At 49.2% G+C, this 15,555-nt stretch carries 13 protein-coding genes and 1 riboswitch; of the genes, 5 read left to right on the top strand and 8 right to left on the bottom strand.

What is annotated here, in order from left to right:
* The first annotated feature begins 205 nt into the window (after positions 1–205).
* From ygiF to hldE, 3 genes are read left to right on the top strand one after another with little or no spacing between them, the layout of a single operon-like run.
* Positions 206–1,507 (top strand): inorganic triphosphatase, encoded by a 1,302-nt coding sequence (gene ygiF / locus HEN33_RS10400; protein ID WP_176263604.1) that lies wholly within the window; start codon positions 206–208, stop codon positions 1,505–1,507.
* A 22-nt stretch (positions 1,508–1,529) separates the two neighbouring features.
* Positions 1,530–4,370 carry a bifunctional [glutamate--ammonia ligase]-adenylyl-L-tyrosine phosphorylase/[glutamate--ammonia-ligase] adenylyltransferase gene (gene glnE, locus HEN33_RS10395; protein ID WP_176263605.1) on the top strand — a complete coding sequence of 947 codons (2,841 nt, stop codon included), beginning with the start codon at positions 1,530–1,532 and terminating at the stop codon, positions 4,368–4,370.
* 47 nt (positions 4,371–4,417) lie between these two features.
* On the top strand, positions 4,418–5,851 hold the full coding sequence (hldE, locus tag HEN33_RS10390; protein WP_176263606.1) for a bifunctional D-glycero-beta-D-manno-heptose-7-phosphate kinase/D-glycero-beta-D-manno-heptose 1-phosphate adenylyltransferase HldE: 1,434 nt from the start codon (positions 4,418–4,420) through the stop codon (positions 5,849–5,851).
* 120 nt (positions 5,852–5,971) lie between these two features.
* On the opposite strand, the gene HEN33_RS10385 is transcribed toward hldE, so the two are convergent.
* From HEN33_RS10385 to HEN33_RS10375, 3 genes are all read right to left on the bottom strand, one after another.
* Complete coding sequence (locus HEN33_RS10385) at positions 5,972–6,031, bottom strand: type I toxin-antitoxin system Ibs family toxin (RefSeq protein ID WP_071821827.1); 60 nt, start codon at positions 6,029–6,031, stop codon at positions 5,972–5,974.
* Positions 6,032–6,269: 238 nt separating this feature from the next.
* On the bottom strand, positions 6,270–7,931 hold the full coding sequence (locus tag HEN33_RS10380; RefSeq protein ID WP_176263607.1) for a flotillin family protein: 1,662 nt from the start codon (positions 7,929–7,931) through the stop codon (positions 6,270–6,272).
* Between the two features lie 26 nt (positions 7,932–7,957).
* A complete protein-coding gene (locus tag HEN33_RS10375; RefSeq protein ID WP_176263608.1) occupies positions 7,958–8,587 on the bottom strand; it encodes an OB-fold-containig protein in 630 nt (209 codons plus the stop codon).
* A gap of 268 nt (positions 8,588–8,855) precedes the next feature.
* Between HEN33_RS10375 and glgS the strand changes: the two genes are divergently transcribed.
* Positions 8,856–9,056 (top strand): cell surface composition regulator GlgS, encoded by a 201-nt coding sequence (gene glgS / locus HEN33_RS10370; RefSeq protein ID WP_001296424.1) that lies wholly within the window; start codon positions 8,856–8,858, stop codon positions 9,054–9,056.
* Positions 9,057–9,090: 34 nt separating this feature from the next.
* On the opposite strand, the gene ubiK is transcribed toward glgS, so the two are convergent.
* Entirely contained in the window at positions 9,091–9,390 is a 300-nt protein-coding gene (gene ubiK, locus HEN33_RS10365; RefSeq protein ID WP_000566827.1) for a ubiquinone biosynthesis accessory factor UbiK, read from the bottom strand.
* 121 nt (positions 9,391–9,511) lie between these two features.
* Positions 9,512–9,660: riboswitch (FMN riboswitch) on the top strand.
* 103 nt (positions 9,661–9,763) lie between these two features.
* On the opposite strand from ubiK, the gene ribB reads away from it, so the two are divergent.
* Positions 9,764–10,417, top strand: coding sequence for a 3,4-dihydroxy-2-butanone-4-phosphate synthase (ribB, locus tag HEN33_RS10360; RefSeq protein WP_001076997.1), 654 nt, complete (start codon positions 9,764–9,766; stop codon positions 10,415–10,417).
* A 53-nt stretch (positions 10,418–10,470) separates the two neighbouring features.
* Here the strand turns inward: ribB and HEN33_RS10355 are convergent, their stop codons facing one another.
* From HEN33_RS10355 to HEN33_RS10340, 4 genes are all read right to left on the bottom strand, one after another.
* On the bottom strand, positions 10,471–11,514 hold the full coding sequence (locus HEN33_RS10355; RefSeq protein ID WP_176263609.1) for a pilus assembly protein: 1,044 nt from the start codon (positions 11,512–11,514) through the stop codon (positions 10,471–10,473).
* Positions 11,511–12,251 carry a fimbrial biogenesis chaperone gene (locus HEN33_RS10350; protein ID WP_001360978.1) on the bottom strand — a complete coding sequence of 247 codons (741 nt, stop codon included), beginning with the start codon at positions 12,249–12,251 and terminating at the stop codon, positions 11,511–11,513. The genes HEN33_RS10355 and HEN33_RS10350 overlap by 4 nt, the downstream gene beginning before the upstream one ends.
* A gap of 15 nt (positions 12,252–12,266) precedes the next feature.
* Positions 12,267–14,789: a fimbria/pilus outer membrane usher protein gene (locus HEN33_RS10345; RefSeq protein WP_001060688.1), complete on the bottom strand. Its 2,523-nt coding sequence runs from the start codon at positions 14,787–14,789 to the stop codon at positions 12,267–12,269.
* 86 nt (positions 14,790–14,875) lie between these two features.
* A complete protein-coding gene (locus HEN33_RS10340; RefSeq protein ID WP_176263610.1) occupies positions 14,876–15,439 on the bottom strand; it encodes a fimbrial-like protein in 564 nt (187 codons plus the stop codon).
* Between the last annotated feature and the right edge of the window lie 116 nt (positions 15,440–15,555).

Here is a 15,555-nt window from a genome sequence, read left to right as displayed (position 1 = left end):
GTAGTGGCATCAGTGTCGCTACGCAAAGCATTCGACATCAATCGGAATCCTCTGTGTCAGGTCTTGCCACTGCTTCAAACTTTTACGCCCGTCAAATTGCCCGTTGCATGGCAATTTGGCGCAAAATACTATCTACTGACAAAAAAGATCGCATTAAGTTCGCCGTTCATCGTCACTTATGTGACATAACCGATAAGTAAAGGCCATGGCTCAGGAAATCGAATTAAAGTTTATTGTTAATCACAGTGCCGTTGAGGCGTTGCGTGACCATCTCAATACGCTGGGCGGCGAGCACCATGACCCCGTGCAGTTGCTGAATATTTACTACGAAACGCAGGATAACTGGCTGCGTGGGCACGACATGGGCTTACGTATCCGTGGCGAAAACGGTCGCTATGAGATGACCATGAAAGTTGCAGGAAGAGTGACAGGCGGCTTACACCAGCGCCCGGAATATAACGTGGCGTTGAGCGAACCGACGCTCGAGCTGGCGCAGTTACCGACGGAAGTCTGGCCGAACGGTGAGTTACCAGCCGATCTCGCGTCCCGCGTGAAGCCACTGTTCAGCACCGATTTTTATCGCGAAAAATGGTTGGTGGAGGTCGATGGCAGCAGCATTGAAATCGCTCTCGATCAGGGCGAGGTGAAAGCGGGTGAATTTGCTGAGCCTATCTGCGAGCTGGAACTGGAGCTGCTTAGCGGCGATACGCGCGCGGTACTGAAACTGGCGAACCAACTGGTATCGCAAACCGGATTACGTCAGGGCAGCCTGAGCAAAGCCGCGCGCGGCTATCATCTGGCGCAGGGCAATCCCGCGCGTGAAATCAAACCGACCACCATTTTGCATGTTGCGGCAAAAGCTGATGTGGAACAGGGGCTGGAAGCGGCGCTCGAGCTGGCGTTAGCGCAATGGCAGTATCATGAAGAACTGTGGGTACGTGGCAACGATGCGGCGAAAGAGCAGGTGCTGGCAGCCATCGGTCTGGTCCGTCATACGCTGATGCTGTTCGGCGGTATTGTGCCGCGTAAAGCGAGCACTCACTTACGTGACCTGCTGACCCAATGCGAAGCGACCATCGTTTCTGCGGTATCTGCCGTGACGGCGGTCTACTCTACCGAAACGGCGATGGCGAAGCTGGCGTTGACCGAATGGCTGGTAAGCAAAGCCTGGCAGCCGTTTTTAGATGCCAAAGCGCAGGGCAAAATCAGCGATTCTTTCAAACGCTTTGCCGATATCCATCTTTCCCGCCATGCCGCTGAACTGAAAAGCGTTTTCTGCCAGCCATTAGGCGATCGCTACCGTGACCAATTGCCGCGCCTGACGCGTGACATTGACTCAATATTGTTGCTGGCGGGTTACTACGATCCTCTCGTCGCGCAAGCCTGGCTGGAGAACTGGCAGGGACTGCGTCATGCCATTGCGACCGGGCAACGCATTGAAATTGAACATTTCCGTAATGAGGCAAACAATCAGGAACCGTTCTGGTTGCACAGCGGAAAACGTTAATCAGGCAAGGATAAAATCGCTTATGAAGCCGCTCTCTTCACCGTTACAGCAGTACTGGCAGACCGTTGTTGAGCGGCTGCCAGCGCCTTTAGCCGAGGAATCACTTAGCGCACAGGCGAAGTCAGTACTTACCTTCAGTGATTTTGTGCAGGACAGCGTAATTGCGCATCCAGAGTGGCTGACGGAACTGGAAAGCCAGCCGCCGCAGGCCGACGAATGGCAGCATTACGCTGCATGGTTGCAGAAGGCGCTCAGTGATGTAAGCGACGAAGCAGGGTTAATGCGCGAGCTGCGTCTGTTCCGGCGGCGCATTATGGTGCGCATTGCCTGGGCGCAAACGCTGGCACTGGTTACTGAAGAGAGCATATTGCAGCAGCTCAGCCATCTGGCGGAGACATTGATTGTCGCTGCGCGTGACTGGCTGTATGAGGCCTGCTGCCGCGAGTGGGGAACGCCGTGCAATGCGCAGGGTGAAGCGCAACCGCTGCTGATTTTAGGCATGGGTAAACTGGGCGGCGGGGAGCTGAATTTTTCCTCAGATATCGATCTGATTTTTGTCTGGCCGGAACATGGTTGCACGCAGGGCGGACGCAGGGAACTGGATAACGCTCAGTTCTTTACCCGCATGGGTCAGCGGCTGATTAAAGTGCTGGATCAACCAACGCAGGATGGTTTTGTTTATCGCGTGGATATGCGACTGCGTCCGTTTGGCGAAAGTGGCCCGCTGGTGCTGAGCTTTGCGGCACTGGAAGACTATTACCAGGAGCAGGGGCGCGACTGGGAGCGATACGCCATGGTCAAGGCGCGGATTATGGGCGATAGCGACGGCGTCTATGCTAACGAGTTGCGTGCGATGCTGCGCCCGTTTGTTTTCCGCCGTTACATCGATTTCAGCGTCATCCAGTCGCTGCGCAACATGAAAGGGATGATTGCCCGTGAAGTGCGCCGACGCGGTTTGACCGACAACATCAAACTTGGCGCGGGTGGCATTCGCGAAATTGAATTTATCGTCCAGGTATTCCAGCTCATTCGCGGCGGGCGCGAACCGTCGCTGCAATCGCGCTCTTTACTGCCAACGCTCAGCGCCATTGCCGCGCTGCATCTGCTTTCTGAAAACGATGCTGAACAATTGCGAGTGGCGTATCTCTTCCTGCGGCGTCTGGAAAACCTGCTGCAAAGCATTAACGACGAACAAACCCAGACACTTCCTTCTGATGAGCTTAACCGTGCGCGGCTGGCGTGGGCGATGGACTTTGCTGACTGGCCGCAACTGACCGGGGCGCTGACCGTACATATGACCAATGTGCGCCGGGTGTTTAATGAATTGATTGGCGACGACGAAAGCGAAACTCAGGAAGAGTCGCTGTCGGAACAGTGGCGTGAGCTGTGGCAGGATGCGTTGCAGGAAGATGACACCACGCCAGTGCTGGCGCATCTTAGCGAAGATGATCGCAAACAGGTGCTAACACTGATTGCCGATTTCCGCAAAGAGCTGGATAAGCGCACAATCGGGCCGCGAGGACGTCAGGTGCTCGACCATCTGATGCCGCATCTGCTAAGTGATGTCTGTGCGCGTGAAGACGCTGCTGTCACGCTGTCGCGCATTACGGCTTTGCTGGTGGGGATTGTTACCCGCACTACCTATCTTGAGCTGCTTAGTGAATTCCCCGCAGCGCTTAAGCATTTGATTTCGCTGTGCGCCGCATCGCCGATGATTGCCAGCCAACTGGCGCGTTATCCATTATTGCTGGACGAACTGCTCGATCCGAACACTCTTTACCAGCCGACGGCGACGGATGCCTACCGTGATGAACTGCGCCAGTATTTGCTGCGCGTGCCGGAAGATGACGAAGAGCAACAGCTTGAGGCGCTGCGTCAGTTCAAACAGGCGCAACTTTTACGCATCGCGGCGGCGGATATCGCCGGTACGCTACCGGTAATGAAAGTGAGCGATCACTTAACCTGGCTGGCGGAAGCTATGATAGATGCTGTCGTACAACAGGCATGGGTTCAAATGGTTGCCCGCTACGGTAAGCCAAATCACCTGAACGAACGCGAAGGGCGTGGTTTTGCGGTGGTCGGCTACGGCAAGCTGGGCGGCTGGGAGTTAGGCTACAGTTCCGATCTTGACCTGATCTTCCTCCATGATTGCCCAATGGATGCGATGACTGACGGCGAGCGGGAAATCGACGGGCGACAGTTTTATCTGCGTCTGGCGCAACGCATTATGCATCTGTTCAGTACGCGAACCTCTTCCGGCATTTTGTATGAAGTGGATGCTCGACTGCGTCCGTCCGGGGCGGCGGGAATGCTGGTCACCTCTGCAGAAGCGTTTTCCGATTATCAGAAAAACGAGGCCTGGACGTGGGAACATCAGGCGCTGGTGCGTGCGCGTGTAGTGTACGGCGATCCGCAGCTCACCGCGCACTTTGACGCGGTGCGTCGCGAGATTATGATGCTGCCGCGTGAAGGTAAAACTCTGCAAACGGAAGTGCGGGAAATGCGCGAGAAAATGCGCGCTCATCTCGGCAATAAACATCGCGATCGCTTTGATATCAAAGCCGATGAAGGCGGAATTACCGATATCGAATTTATTACCCAATATCTGGTGTTGCGCTACGCTCATGAAAAACCGAAGTTAACGCGCTGGTCAGACAACGTGCGTATTCTGGAGCTGCTGGCGCAAAACGACATTATGGAAGAGCAGGAAGCGATGGTGCTGACCCGTGCTTACACTACGCTGCGCGATGAACTTCATCATCTGGCATTACAGGAATTGCCGGGCCATGTGTCGGAGGATTGCTTCACCGCAGAGCGTGATCTGGTGCGGGCAAGCTGGCAGAAGTGGCTGGTGGAAGAATGAAGTATGGTATTATCGCGCGCAAATTTTGAATCTCTCAGGAGACAGGAATGAAAGTAACGCTGCCAGAGTTTGAACGTGCAGGAGTGATGGTGGTTGGTGATGTGATGCTGGATCGTTACTGGTACGGTCCCACCAGCCGTATCTCGCCGGAAGCGCCGGTGCCCGTGGTTAAAGTGAATACCATCGAAGAACGTCCGGGCGGCGCGGCTAACGTGGCGATGAATATCGCTTCTCTCGGTGCTAATGCACGCCTGGTCGGGTTGACGGGCATTGACGATGCGGCGCGCGCGCTGAGTAAATCTCTGGCCGACGTCAACGTCAAATGCGACTTCGTTTCTGTACCGACGCATCCGACCATCACCAAATTACGGGTACTTTCCCGCAACCAACAGCTGATCCGTCTGGATTTTGAAGAAGGTTTCGAAGGGGTTGATCCGCAGCCGCTGCACGAGCGGATTAATCAGGCGCTGAGTTCGATTGGCGCGCTGGTGCTCTCTGACTACGCGAAAGGTGCGCTGGCAAGCGTGCAGCAGATGATCCAACTGGCGCGTAAAGCGGGCGTTCCGGTGCTGATTGATCCAAAAGGCACCGATTTTGAGCGCTACCGCGGCGCTACGCTGTTAACGCCGAATCTCTCGGAATTTGAAGCTGTTGTCGGTAAATGTAAGACCGAAGAAGAGATTGTTGAGCGCGGAATGAAACTGATTGCCGATTACGAACTCTCGGCTCTGTTGGTGACCCGTTCCGAACAAGGGATGACCCTGCTGCAACCGGGTAAAGCGCCGCTGCATATGCCAACCCAGGCGCAGGAAGTGTATGACGTTACCGGTGCGGGCGACACGGTGATTGGTGTGCTGGCGGCAACGCTGGCTGCGGGTAATTCGCTGGAAGAAGCCTGCTTCTTTGCCAATGCGGCGGCAGGCGTGGTGGTCGGCAAACTGGGGACATCCACGGTTTCGCCGATCGAGCTGGAAAATGCAGTACGTGGACGTGCAGATACCGGCTTTGGTGTGATGACCGAAGAGGAACTGAAGCTTGCTGTAGCGGCGGCGCGTAAACGCGGTGAAAAAGTGGTGATGACCAACGGCGTCTTCGACATCCTGCACGCCGGGCACGTCTCCTATCTGGCAAATGCCCGCAAACTGGGTGACCGCCTGATTGTCGCTGTGAACAGCGATGCCTCCACCAAACGGCTGAAAGGGGATTCCCGCCCCGTTAACCCTCTCGAACAGCGTATGATTGTGCTGGGGGCACTGGAAGCGGTCGACTGGGTGGTGTCGTTTGAAGAAGACACGCCGCAGCACTTGATCGCCGGGATCTTGCCAGACCTGCTGGTGAAAGGCGGCGACTATAAACCAGAAGAGATTGCCGGGAGTAAAGAAGTCTGGGCCAACGGTGGCGAAGTGTTGGTGCTCAACTTTGAAGACGGTTGCTCAACGACCAACATCATCAAGAAGATCCAACAGGATAAAAAAGGCTAACCGGAAAGCGGTTCACAGATCTCGCTTCGAACCAGGCAGGTCTATTGACGCTGCTGTTTTTTCAACCTAAAGTAAAGGAACAAGGGTAAGGGAGGATTTCTCCCCCCTCTGAATTGGTTGTTAGTAAGTCGGGAAACTTAACAGTAACAACACAATCAGTATGATGACGAACTTCATCATAACCCTTTCCTTATACAAGGCCCCTTCCTCGGGAGGGGCTTTCCCGTTTCAGCCCCTTGCTGACTACCCGATTGTTGATGAGCGCCAGACCCCGCGCAATGCTTTCCCTGATGCAGTTTTCTCTTCCCCGAGTCGGCTCGCAAAACGCTGTAACAACCTGATCATTTGTACTTTTTAGCGGAACGCAGATATAACAAATCCCCGGCTTTTTGGGCCAGGGATGTTCATGGTTGAAAATTTATTCTATGTTTTCTGCTACGGGAGTTGTTGAGGTTAAGGGTGAAGTCAATGCCGCTAGCGAGCCGCCTGAAACACCAATTTCATTGAGCAAGGAGTCAATCAGCGGTGCCTGTGTGCGGTAAGAAAGCGCGGCTGATAACGCTTGTTCCGCCAGATTTCCTCCACCAACGCTACCTGATATTGCATCCCCTGCGGTACCACCACGGTTCAGACCATCGACCTGAATAATCTTAATACCGTCGATAGACTTCATTGGTTCCACAGATTTCTCAATTACCGCAGGGAGCGCCTGCAACAATGCCAGTTTGAATTTAAGGCTGGTTTGCTCGTCAGAAAGTACGTTGATAGCATCGTTCAGCGCACGTTGCGCTTCTGCTTCCGCCAGGCCTTTTTTACGCGTAGCTTCGGCTAACTCAACGATCGCCGCCGCCTGCATCTCTGCGGCTTCTTTTTCTGCTTTCGCCCGCACGGTCAGTTCAACCGCTTTGGTTTCTGCATCCTGCGCGGCAGCGATTAGGGCAACTTGTTTAGCACGATCGGCTTCTGCGGTCTGGCGAGTGGTTTCTACGTTTTGCTGGGCGCTTACCGCTTCTGCAAGTGCAAGGTTGGCACGCGCTTCCGCTTGTGACTGCTGTTCCGATTTGGCGGCAATAGCGATCGATTTCGTCTGGTTGGCGATTTCGGTGACCTGCTGCTGTTCGATCTCTTTAATGCGAACTTCACGTTCAGCTTCAACTTTTCTGGAACGGACGGCCTGTTCGCGGTCGATTTCCGTTTCCTGAATCTGTCGTTCAGCCAGAATTCGCGTCTGCTCTGCTTCCCGACGACGCTCGGCCTCAAAAGCCGCAATTTTCGCATTCTGCTCAGCGGTACGGGTTTTAACCTGCTGCTCCTGCTCAAGCGTCATAAACGCTTCTTGCTGTTCAATCTCCAGCTTCCGCGAAAGCGCATCACGGTTTTTCTCACGCACCGCAACTTCTACATCCTGTTCAACTTCGTTACGTTCGCGACGACGGCGCTCCGTCTCCTGCGTCAGCTTGGTTAAACCTTCGGCGTCAAAGGCGTTGTTAGGATTGAAATGTTCTTTCGACGTCTGGTTAAAGTTGGTAAGTGAAACGCTTTCCAGTTCCAGGCCGTTTTTCGACAGATCTTCAGCAACGGTATTTTGTACGCCCTGCACGAAGTTCTCGCGGGTATCCTGTAACTCATGCATGGTCATTTGTGCAGCTGTTGCACGGAGGGCATCGACAAATTTATCTTCAACCAACATACGTAAGTCTTCAGGCGACAGGGTGCGTTGCCCCAGCGTCTGAGCGGCGGTGGCAATACCTTCCACTGACGGTTTTACCCGCACAAAGAAAGCGACAACGACATCGACGCGCATACGATCTTTCGTAATCAGGCTATCAATGGTTGAGCGGCTGACTTCCAGTTTCAGGGTATTCATATTGATGGGAATTATTTCATGGAAGATTGGCATCACGATTGCGCCACCGCTCATCACCACTTTTTGACCACCTAAACCAGTACGAACAAATGCTTGCTCTGCCGAAGCGCGACGATAGAGCCTGGCGAAAATAATCCCAATAATAAACAGAACGCATACGGCAATAATTGCGGTAAACATCCAGGAGGGCACAGAATTAACAATATCATCCATTATTAAATTTCCTTTTGATTAATAAATTACAATATTTGGGGCCAGGGATTGTTTTCCGCCAAATATCGCGTTGCAGAAAGTCGGCAAATAATTAACACTTTGTCTCCTTTAGTGAAAATTTTTCCTTCTTCAGGCTCTAGTAGTAAATAATGTATTTGGCCAAATTGATCGGTGAGTTTTCCTTCGCAGGGATTACCTGAAGTGGCCTGATGACCGGTAATTAACGCCATGCTACCAATATATTCTTCTTCTGTAATAGCTGAACTATGGTCGCGTGGAATCCAGGGCGCAACTATTTTACCGGTATAATGCACCGCAATAATCGTAAACAGTAAACTGACAGGAACCACGAACAGGTTCGAGAGTGGTGATTGCCAAACCATGATGCAGACCTGCTGTAGCAGGATGCCAATAAGGCCAAAAAAACCAGCATGTAAGCAGAGAACGACGAGAGCTGGCAATCTTCCAAAATTGAGATAATGAAGTGCCTGGCTAATATGACCTGTGGTTATGGAATCATAATGGTCAAGATGTGCATCAAGAGCACCGGAGAGCATGTGACCGCAGATAAGTGCAAAAATTTCTAAAAGGCCGATCAAAAGTACAAAAGAAATAGCGAAAAGATAAGGGGTGTTATAGTCAGCGAATAAAATCATATGTCACTCCAATGTCCATTTAGTGACGCAATATTTATTTTGCGATAATTTCCTTGCTTACATTTATCTTTGTTAATAATAACACATGTTAGAGATGTTCTGAAAGAGAAAGTCTTTTAATGTTGTTTTTTATTTTTCACTAAAAAGTGTGATCGGGAACAATATATTTACGCACGTTATGTTTAAAGGCACTACACTGATTGGGGAATACTGAAATCAGAAAAAGCATATGGCCTTAAAAGGTATGCGATAACCGGAGGATGTGCTTATGGATCATAGTCTTAATTCTTTAAATAACTTCGATTTCCTGGCGCGTAGTTTTGCCAGAATGCACGCAGAAGGTCGCCCGGTCGATATTCTGGCCGTTACTGGTAACATGGATGAAGAACATAGAACCTGGTTTTGCGCACGTTATGCCTGGTATTGCCAACAGATGATGCAAACCAGAGAACTGGAATTAGAACATTGATATTACGGGCCGTCTGGCCCGTTTTTGTGGTGCTTTATTCTGCTTTATCAACCGGCGGGATAGCCGGAGGAGATTGAAGTTCTGCTACCGGATTATTGCGCGCTTCCAGTTCACTGATGCGCTGCTCCAGTAATGCCAGTTTCTCACGAGTCCGTAACAGGACTTGCGTCTGTACGTCGAATTCTTCGCGGCTCACCAGATCGAGACGCGTCAGCTGCGCTTGTAGGGTTTGGCGGATTTTTTTCTCCACATCTTCCCCGAACTCCCTGATTCCTTTAGGCATTGATTCGTGAACCTGGCGAGCGATTTGCTCAATTTTTTTCGGGTCAATCATTGTAGTTTCCCTGTACTGATAGGTGTTGAGTGCCATTGTAGTGCGATAAGGGTAAGTCATAAACCAGAATTATGTGAAGCTATGCGTTGCTGCCGCTAATCATTAGCGTTATAGTGAATCCGCTTATTCTCAGGGCGGGGCGAAATTCCCCACCGGCGGTAAATCAACTCAGTTGAAAGCCCGCGAGCGCTTTGGGTGCGAACTCAAAGGACAGCAGATCCGGTGTAATTCCGGGGCCGACGGTTAGAGTCCGGATGGGAGAGAGTAACGATTCTGTCGGGCATGGACCCGCTCACGTTATTTTGGCTATATGCCGCCACTCCTAAGACTGCCCTGATTCTGGTAACCATAATTTTAGTGAGGTTTTTTTACCATGAATCAGACGCTACTTTCCTCTTTTGGTACGCCTTTCGAACGTGTTGAAAATGCACTGGCTGCGCTGCGTGAAGGACGCGGTGTAATGGTGCTTGATGATGAAGACCGTGAAAACGAAGGCGATATGATCTTCCCGGCAGAAACCATGACCGTTGAGCAGATGGCGCTGACCATTCGCCACGGTAGCGGTATTGTTTGCCTGTGCATTACTGAAGATCGCCGTAAACAACTCGATCTGCCAATGATGGTAGAAAATAACACCAGCGCCTATGGCACCGGTTTTACCGTGACCATTGAAGCGGCTGAAGGTGTGACTACCGGTGTTTCTGCCGCTGACCGTATTACGACCGTTCGCGCAGCGATTGCCGATGGCGCAAAACCTTCTGATCTGAATCGTCCTGGCCACGTTTTCCCACTGCGCGCGCAGGCGGGTGGTGTGCTGACGCGTGGCGGCCATACCGAAGCGACTATTGATCTGATGACGCTGGCAGGCTTTAAACCAGCTGGTGTGTTGTGTGAGCTGACTAATGACGATGGCACGATGGCGCGTGCGCCAGAGTGCATTGAGTTTGCCAATAAACATAATATGGCGCTCGTGACTATTGAAGACCTGGTGGCATACCGACAGGCGCATGAGCGTAAAGCTAGTTAATAACTCAAAATATTGAAGATGAAAACGCCGGGATATTCCCGGCGTTTTTATGGCTAGTTGTAGTTGATTTTAACAATCAGGTCCTTTTGAAATGGGCCATAAACCAGTGTTGCACCTGGTTCTGTCGTTAGCTTCGCCTGGTAACTTCGTGTTATTACTGCTGGGGTTTCATTAGGTTTATAAGTAGTAAATAATTTATACTGATTAAATTTCATATCTGTCTTATCAACTTGATCTGTAATGTGCATTATAAGACCGTTTCCCATTTCTAAGTGTGTATTATCATATAATGTATCATCAGTGTAGAAACTGGTTGCGACATCAAATTGTTCGCTACAATTAGCAGTAGCATCCCGAATTGTTGAAACATCAAATGTAGCTGTTGGCGGTATAGTCACGATTGTACTCGGGTCAATACGTCCGAAATTAACGATTTGACTTTCAGGGAAAATGCGAATGTCTATGCTACAATCAAGAAAAGAAATATTGTCGAGCCCTGTAATATTAGCGTGTAAATTTTTGGCTCTATTATCGGTGTTTGCTCCTTGTGAACCATCGAATTGCAATATATTGACCGAGCTAAAGTCAAATTTCGTGTCCTTAGGGGGATATTGTTTAAGTTTTACATACAAGCGAAATCGAGCATTGAAGGTGACCTCTGTTTGGAGGACACCAGTATTAGTGCATGTGTCAGTCACAATCTGAAATGGGTTTGCTCTATCCAGACAATATCCTGTATCAATGCCCTGATTGTTTCCTTCGTAATCCTGTCCATTATAAGTTACACCAAATGTTAAGTATGGGTTGTTTATCACAGAGGGATCATTGAACTCTGCTATTTTTATCCAGGCATGAACATTTTCATATGGATTGCTTTCTGACCAATTGACGGCCCTGTTGCAAAAAACTTTTGTATTAATATCATCGCTTTCCCAAATTTTCTGACCAATCTCAGCATCCTGTGGTACTTTGAACGCAGGCATAGGTTTATTTATTTCTGTATTACCAAAACGTTTATTCTGATAGCAATCGACTGCATAAGAAGAAACATTAACAAACAAGCACAATATTGCCAGGAGACGAAAAAGCATGATCATAATTTTCCCTTCTTCGCAGGTGTAGCTTGGCAGAGTGACTGAACGGAATTACAGTCAATTTTGAACATTTCCAGCCCACCGTAATCACCAACAAAACCCAGTAGGAAGGTCGTCGGAAGGTTTTTAATTTGCTGAGTTGCAGTCCCAAAAGGGGTAACCATAATGCTGTCTGTTCCGGGCATTAATGTCTTGCCGTTAGTTCCGATATAACCGACGGTAATGTGATAAGGCGTCGGGTTATTCAGGGTCAACCCGGCGGCGCTGTGGGTAATCGTCAATTTTTGCAGGGGTACCATCTCTCCCTCTTTTAATTCAATCGATTTGGGTCGCCAGAACAGTTTCAGACGACTTTGCATGGCGATTTGCATTACATTCTGTTCTTTGGCGCGCGGCGGAATTTCCCGCACGTTATAGTAAAACAGCGTTTCTCTGTCCTGTGGCAAGTTGTTTAATGCGGACAGCGCCATCAGGCGAATTTGCACTTGCTCATTGGCCTCGATACGTTCCATTGGGGGGAGCGTTGATATGTAATCGCGCGTTTTTTTACCGCTGGCGTCCTCAATCCACGATTGAGCTAAATAAGGATCGATTTTACTTTGGTTGGTCAGGCGAACAGTTGCGCTTTTATTTGAAGCATTAAAAATTATGCGCGTTCTGTCGGGGGAGACAGTCGCTTGGGCGAAGTTACAGAACCCCAGTAAACAAATCATTCCTGTTACGGTTAATAGCGATTTCATTTTTTTCATCCTGAATTAGTTGACTGTTTTACAAGGCAAAATAATGGCACTTTCGTTGATGTTACTTTGGTTCGGGGGGGTAATTTCACAGGAGTTATTACCCCAAGTTAAACGTAGGGTACTGTTTTCTTGAATCCCGCTGAGATAAACAAAGCCATCTTCCGCCACCAGGCCCACATCTTTACCTGTCGATTTATCCGTGACATTCACCCCCAGTGGTGGGAAGCGCCCATTTTCTTGACGAATAACGCCGACGATTTGGTATCCGGTGGTGGCATTCAGTTTTGCGTAGCCGATGGCACCCTGGGTGAGCGTAGTACGAATGACCGAGTTTTCGACATCGACACCTTCTGGCAGAACGTTATTATTCACCCGCAACATGGAGGTGGTGTAGTTCGATAATGAAGGTATCACGGCGATGCCCAGCCCATTGGTAACAGTACGGTTAGAGTTGATTTCAACGCCAGGAATACCATCGGTATCGACCATCATGCGGGCGTTATCGCCGTAGCTATAATCGTGAAGAGCGACACCATGACGCGTAGCTGTAATTGAACCGTACCAGCCTGCGGTAACAGAATTGTACTGATTCGGTTGCACACTACCGGTAAAGTTCAGACGTCCCCATGGTGAATTGTGCTGATAGCTGCCACGCAGCGTTGGTTCGCCATCGCGAATATTATCGTCCGTTGCTGACGCCGAAATATTCCAGATATTGTTGCGGTCTGACGAGTCATACCAGGAAACCATTTGCGAAGTATTACTACCACCCGTGCGCTGCATGCTGTAGGAAAGGTTGCGACTTTGCTGTAACGGCAGAGAGAATGAGAAGTAATACTGATTTTCTTCGTCATCATCCCAGCGAATGCGACTCACTGCCAGCGATGCGGAAATGCCCTTGAAATCACCAATATCAAAGTTTTTGCTTACTGATATCGAGTAATTAGTATTGGCAGGGCTGTCCCAATAAGTATTGCGTGTAACGTTGACATAAGAGTTTAATTCCAGCGATTCAAAGTACTGGTTCAGGGAAATAACATAACTTTCTTTTTCGTTATCGATTGACTCATCACCATTACGTGAGTTGAGGTACTCATTCATTGACACGTAATCTTTATCAGAGAAGCGATAACCCGCGAAGGTAATCTGGCTGCCCGTTGATTCGAAATGTTTTGCATAGTTAAACCGATAGCTGTAACCACGCAAATTGTCGCTATTTTGTTGCTGTAAAGAGGCATCAGCTCCGGTGACATCGAAAGAAAGCGAACCAAATTGATTGAGGTTAAAACCGATGCCAGTGGTGATCGCCTGGTAATCATCTGCAGTGAACATGCCGCCGCCATAGAGCGACACATTATTCAGCCAGCCCCAGGAGGCTTCAGCCGTCCAGAAAAAGGGGTTATTAATATCGTTATGTCCGACTGATGTTGGTTTTCCCAGCGATGTTTTGTAGCGTACTTGCCCTTTACGGGTTAAATAGGGGATGGAAGCGGAACCGACCTGAAAGGTATTGGTACGGCCATCTTCTTCTTCAACAGTGACATCCAGTTGACCCTGAAACGATTGACCCAAATCAGTAATAGTAAAAGGGCCTGGCGCGACTGTGGTTTGATAAAGTACACGACCATTTTGCGCTACTGTCACTTTGGCGTTGGTCTGCGCGATGCCGGTAATTTGTGGCGCATAACCCTGTAAATCTGGCGGCAACATGCTTTCATCACTTTCCAGTGATGCGCCAGTAAAATGGAAGGTATCGTAAAGATTGGAACTCAGGTCGTATTGTCCCATGGTGAACTTAGATGACCATGAGGGAATAGGGCGAAAGAGATAAGTTCGCGCAAATTCACCGCTATGGCTGACGGAACGACCATCAGCAAAATTCTGATTATATTGGTAATCGCTACGTAAGCGCCATGCGCCGAGGTTAAAGCCTAACGTACCATAGGAGCTGACATTTTGGGTACTGTCTCCCTGCTGTGGAGAATACTGGCTAGCGTATATGTTGTAATCAAGGATAAATCCGGCGATACCGTCATCCCAAAATTCGGGGGGCGTCCAGTTTGTTGCCTGGTATTTTAACCATGCTTGGGGAATGCTAAGCGATAATATCATTGTGGCTTTATCAAGCCGTATCGTTAATTCCTGACGTTGACTTAAATCTAAACATTCGCTGCCAGCTATGGTTTGCAATGATTCAATAAAGTCCGTATTAAGGCCGAAATTAGTCAGGTTTTCTTTGGTTAAGCAGAGTAACGAACCACTTTCATTATCGGCTTTTGCCCACTCCAGCATTAACGCTTGTGGTAACATGTTTTTGTTTATTTGCACACGAACGAGGTATTTTGCAGGGGTGATATAGCCTTTTTTTTCAAATCGCGAGAGATCAATGTTCGCACGATCTTCAACGTCAATCATATCAGCATTGAATTCTACGGCGCGGACTGGTAAAACGAAGAGTAGCGAAAACACAACACCAGACAGGGCATTTTTAATTGCGTAGGATAATTTATCCCCGGTAAACGTGTTTTTATTGTTCATAAAAATCCATTTCAAAAAAGACCCCAAGGTGCTGATGAAATTTCATCAGTTTTACCGCCTGGTGTTGTGTAGGTATTAATTGCCGATTACTTGTAGTCGAGTACGTAATTAGCCTGTGCCTGCACATTACCCGGGGTCGCGGTGCGTCCCAGAGATTCCATACGGGCTTTAAAGTTCAACTCCTGGTAGGAATTAGTTGTCGGGAAGTCGATGGTGATGGGGGTACCAAGAGTCACGTTGGTATTGTCTGATTTCACCAGACGTACTCCTACATCAGTTGCGCCGCCGATGTTACCTTCCTGTGTGTTTTTAAGCAGGTTGGAGTCGGTAGTGTCAACGCTGGCAGAGCTAAAGGTGATTTTGACTTTATCAACAGTGTTAGTGCCGTCAGATAAAATACAATCCTGCAAATGAATGGTGACATCTACAGGCAGAGATTTCTGTCCGCTTTTTAATACAGTATCAGCAACCTCACCGAGATTTATTGTTTGATCTTCATCACCAGGAGCAATAGAGCAAGGTGCATCGATAACTTCACCCTTAAACGTTATTTTACCGGAACCCTGATTAGGGTCATCAGCAAGCGCGTTAAATGCAACGCCAGATAATAGTGTGGTTGCGAATATAGATAATAATGTTTTTTTAAACATGACTTAATCCTTTATAAATAGGAAGAGCTATGGATGAGGAAAATATAGGTTTGAATCTAATATTAATTCCGCTATGGACATTACCATAATCAAAGATAATTTGGCTTGTTATTAAT

This window comes from Escherichia sp. 94.0001, from assembly GCF_013369155.2.
Lineage (GTDB): Bacteria > Pseudomonadota > Gammaproteobacteria > Enterobacterales > Enterobacteriaceae > Escherichia > Escherichia coli_F.
The sequence above is the reverse complement of the archived record's forward strand: the minus strand, read 5'-3'. Positions and strand labels throughout refer to the sequence as shown.

Excerpts from the sequence above, each read along its gene's own strand:
- ygiF (WP_176263604.1), top strand. The coding sequence starts at position 206 with ATGGCTCAGGAAATCGAATTAAAGTTTATTGTTAATCACAGTGCCGTT.
- glnE (WP_176263605.1), top strand. The coding sequence starts at position 1,530 with ATGAAGCCGCTCTCTTCACCGTTACAGCAGTACTGGCAGACCGTTGTT.
- hldE (WP_176263606.1), top strand. The coding sequence starts at position 4,418 with ATGAAAGTAACGCTGCCAGAGTTTGAACGTGCAGGAGTGATGGTGGTT.
- HEN33_RS10380 (WP_176263607.1), bottom strand. The coding sequence starts at position 7,931 with ATGGATGATATTGTTAATTCTGTGCCCTCCTGGATGTTTACCGCAATT.
- HEN33_RS10375 (WP_176263608.1), bottom strand. The coding sequence starts at position 8,587 with ATGATTTTATTCGCTGACTATAACACCCCTTATCTTTTCGCTATTTCT.
- glgS (WP_001296424.1), top strand. The coding sequence starts at position 8,856 with ATGGATCATAGTCTTAATTCTTTAAATAACTTCGATTTCCTGGCGCGT.
- ubiK (WP_000566827.1), bottom strand. The coding sequence starts at position 9,390 with ATGATTGACCCGAAAAAAATTGAGCAAATCGCTCGCCAGGTTCACGAA.
- ribB (WP_001076997.1), top strand. The coding sequence starts at position 9,764 with ATGAATCAGACGCTACTTTCCTCTTTTGGTACGCCTTTCGAACGTGTT.
- HEN33_RS10355 (WP_176263609.1), bottom strand. The coding sequence starts at position 11,514 with ATGATCATGCTTTTTCGTCTCCTGGCAATATTGTGCTTGTTTGTTAAT.
- HEN33_RS10350 (WP_001360978.1), bottom strand. The coding sequence starts at position 12,251 with ATGAAATCGCTATTAACCGTAACAGGAATGATTTGTTTACTGGGGTTC.
- HEN33_RS10345 (WP_001060688.1), bottom strand. The coding sequence starts at position 14,789 with ATGAACAATAAAAACACGTTTACCGGGGATAAATTATCCTACGCAATT.
- HEN33_RS10340 (WP_176263610.1), bottom strand. The coding sequence starts at position 15,439 with ATGTTTAAAAAAACATTATTATCTATATTCGCAACCACACTATTATCT.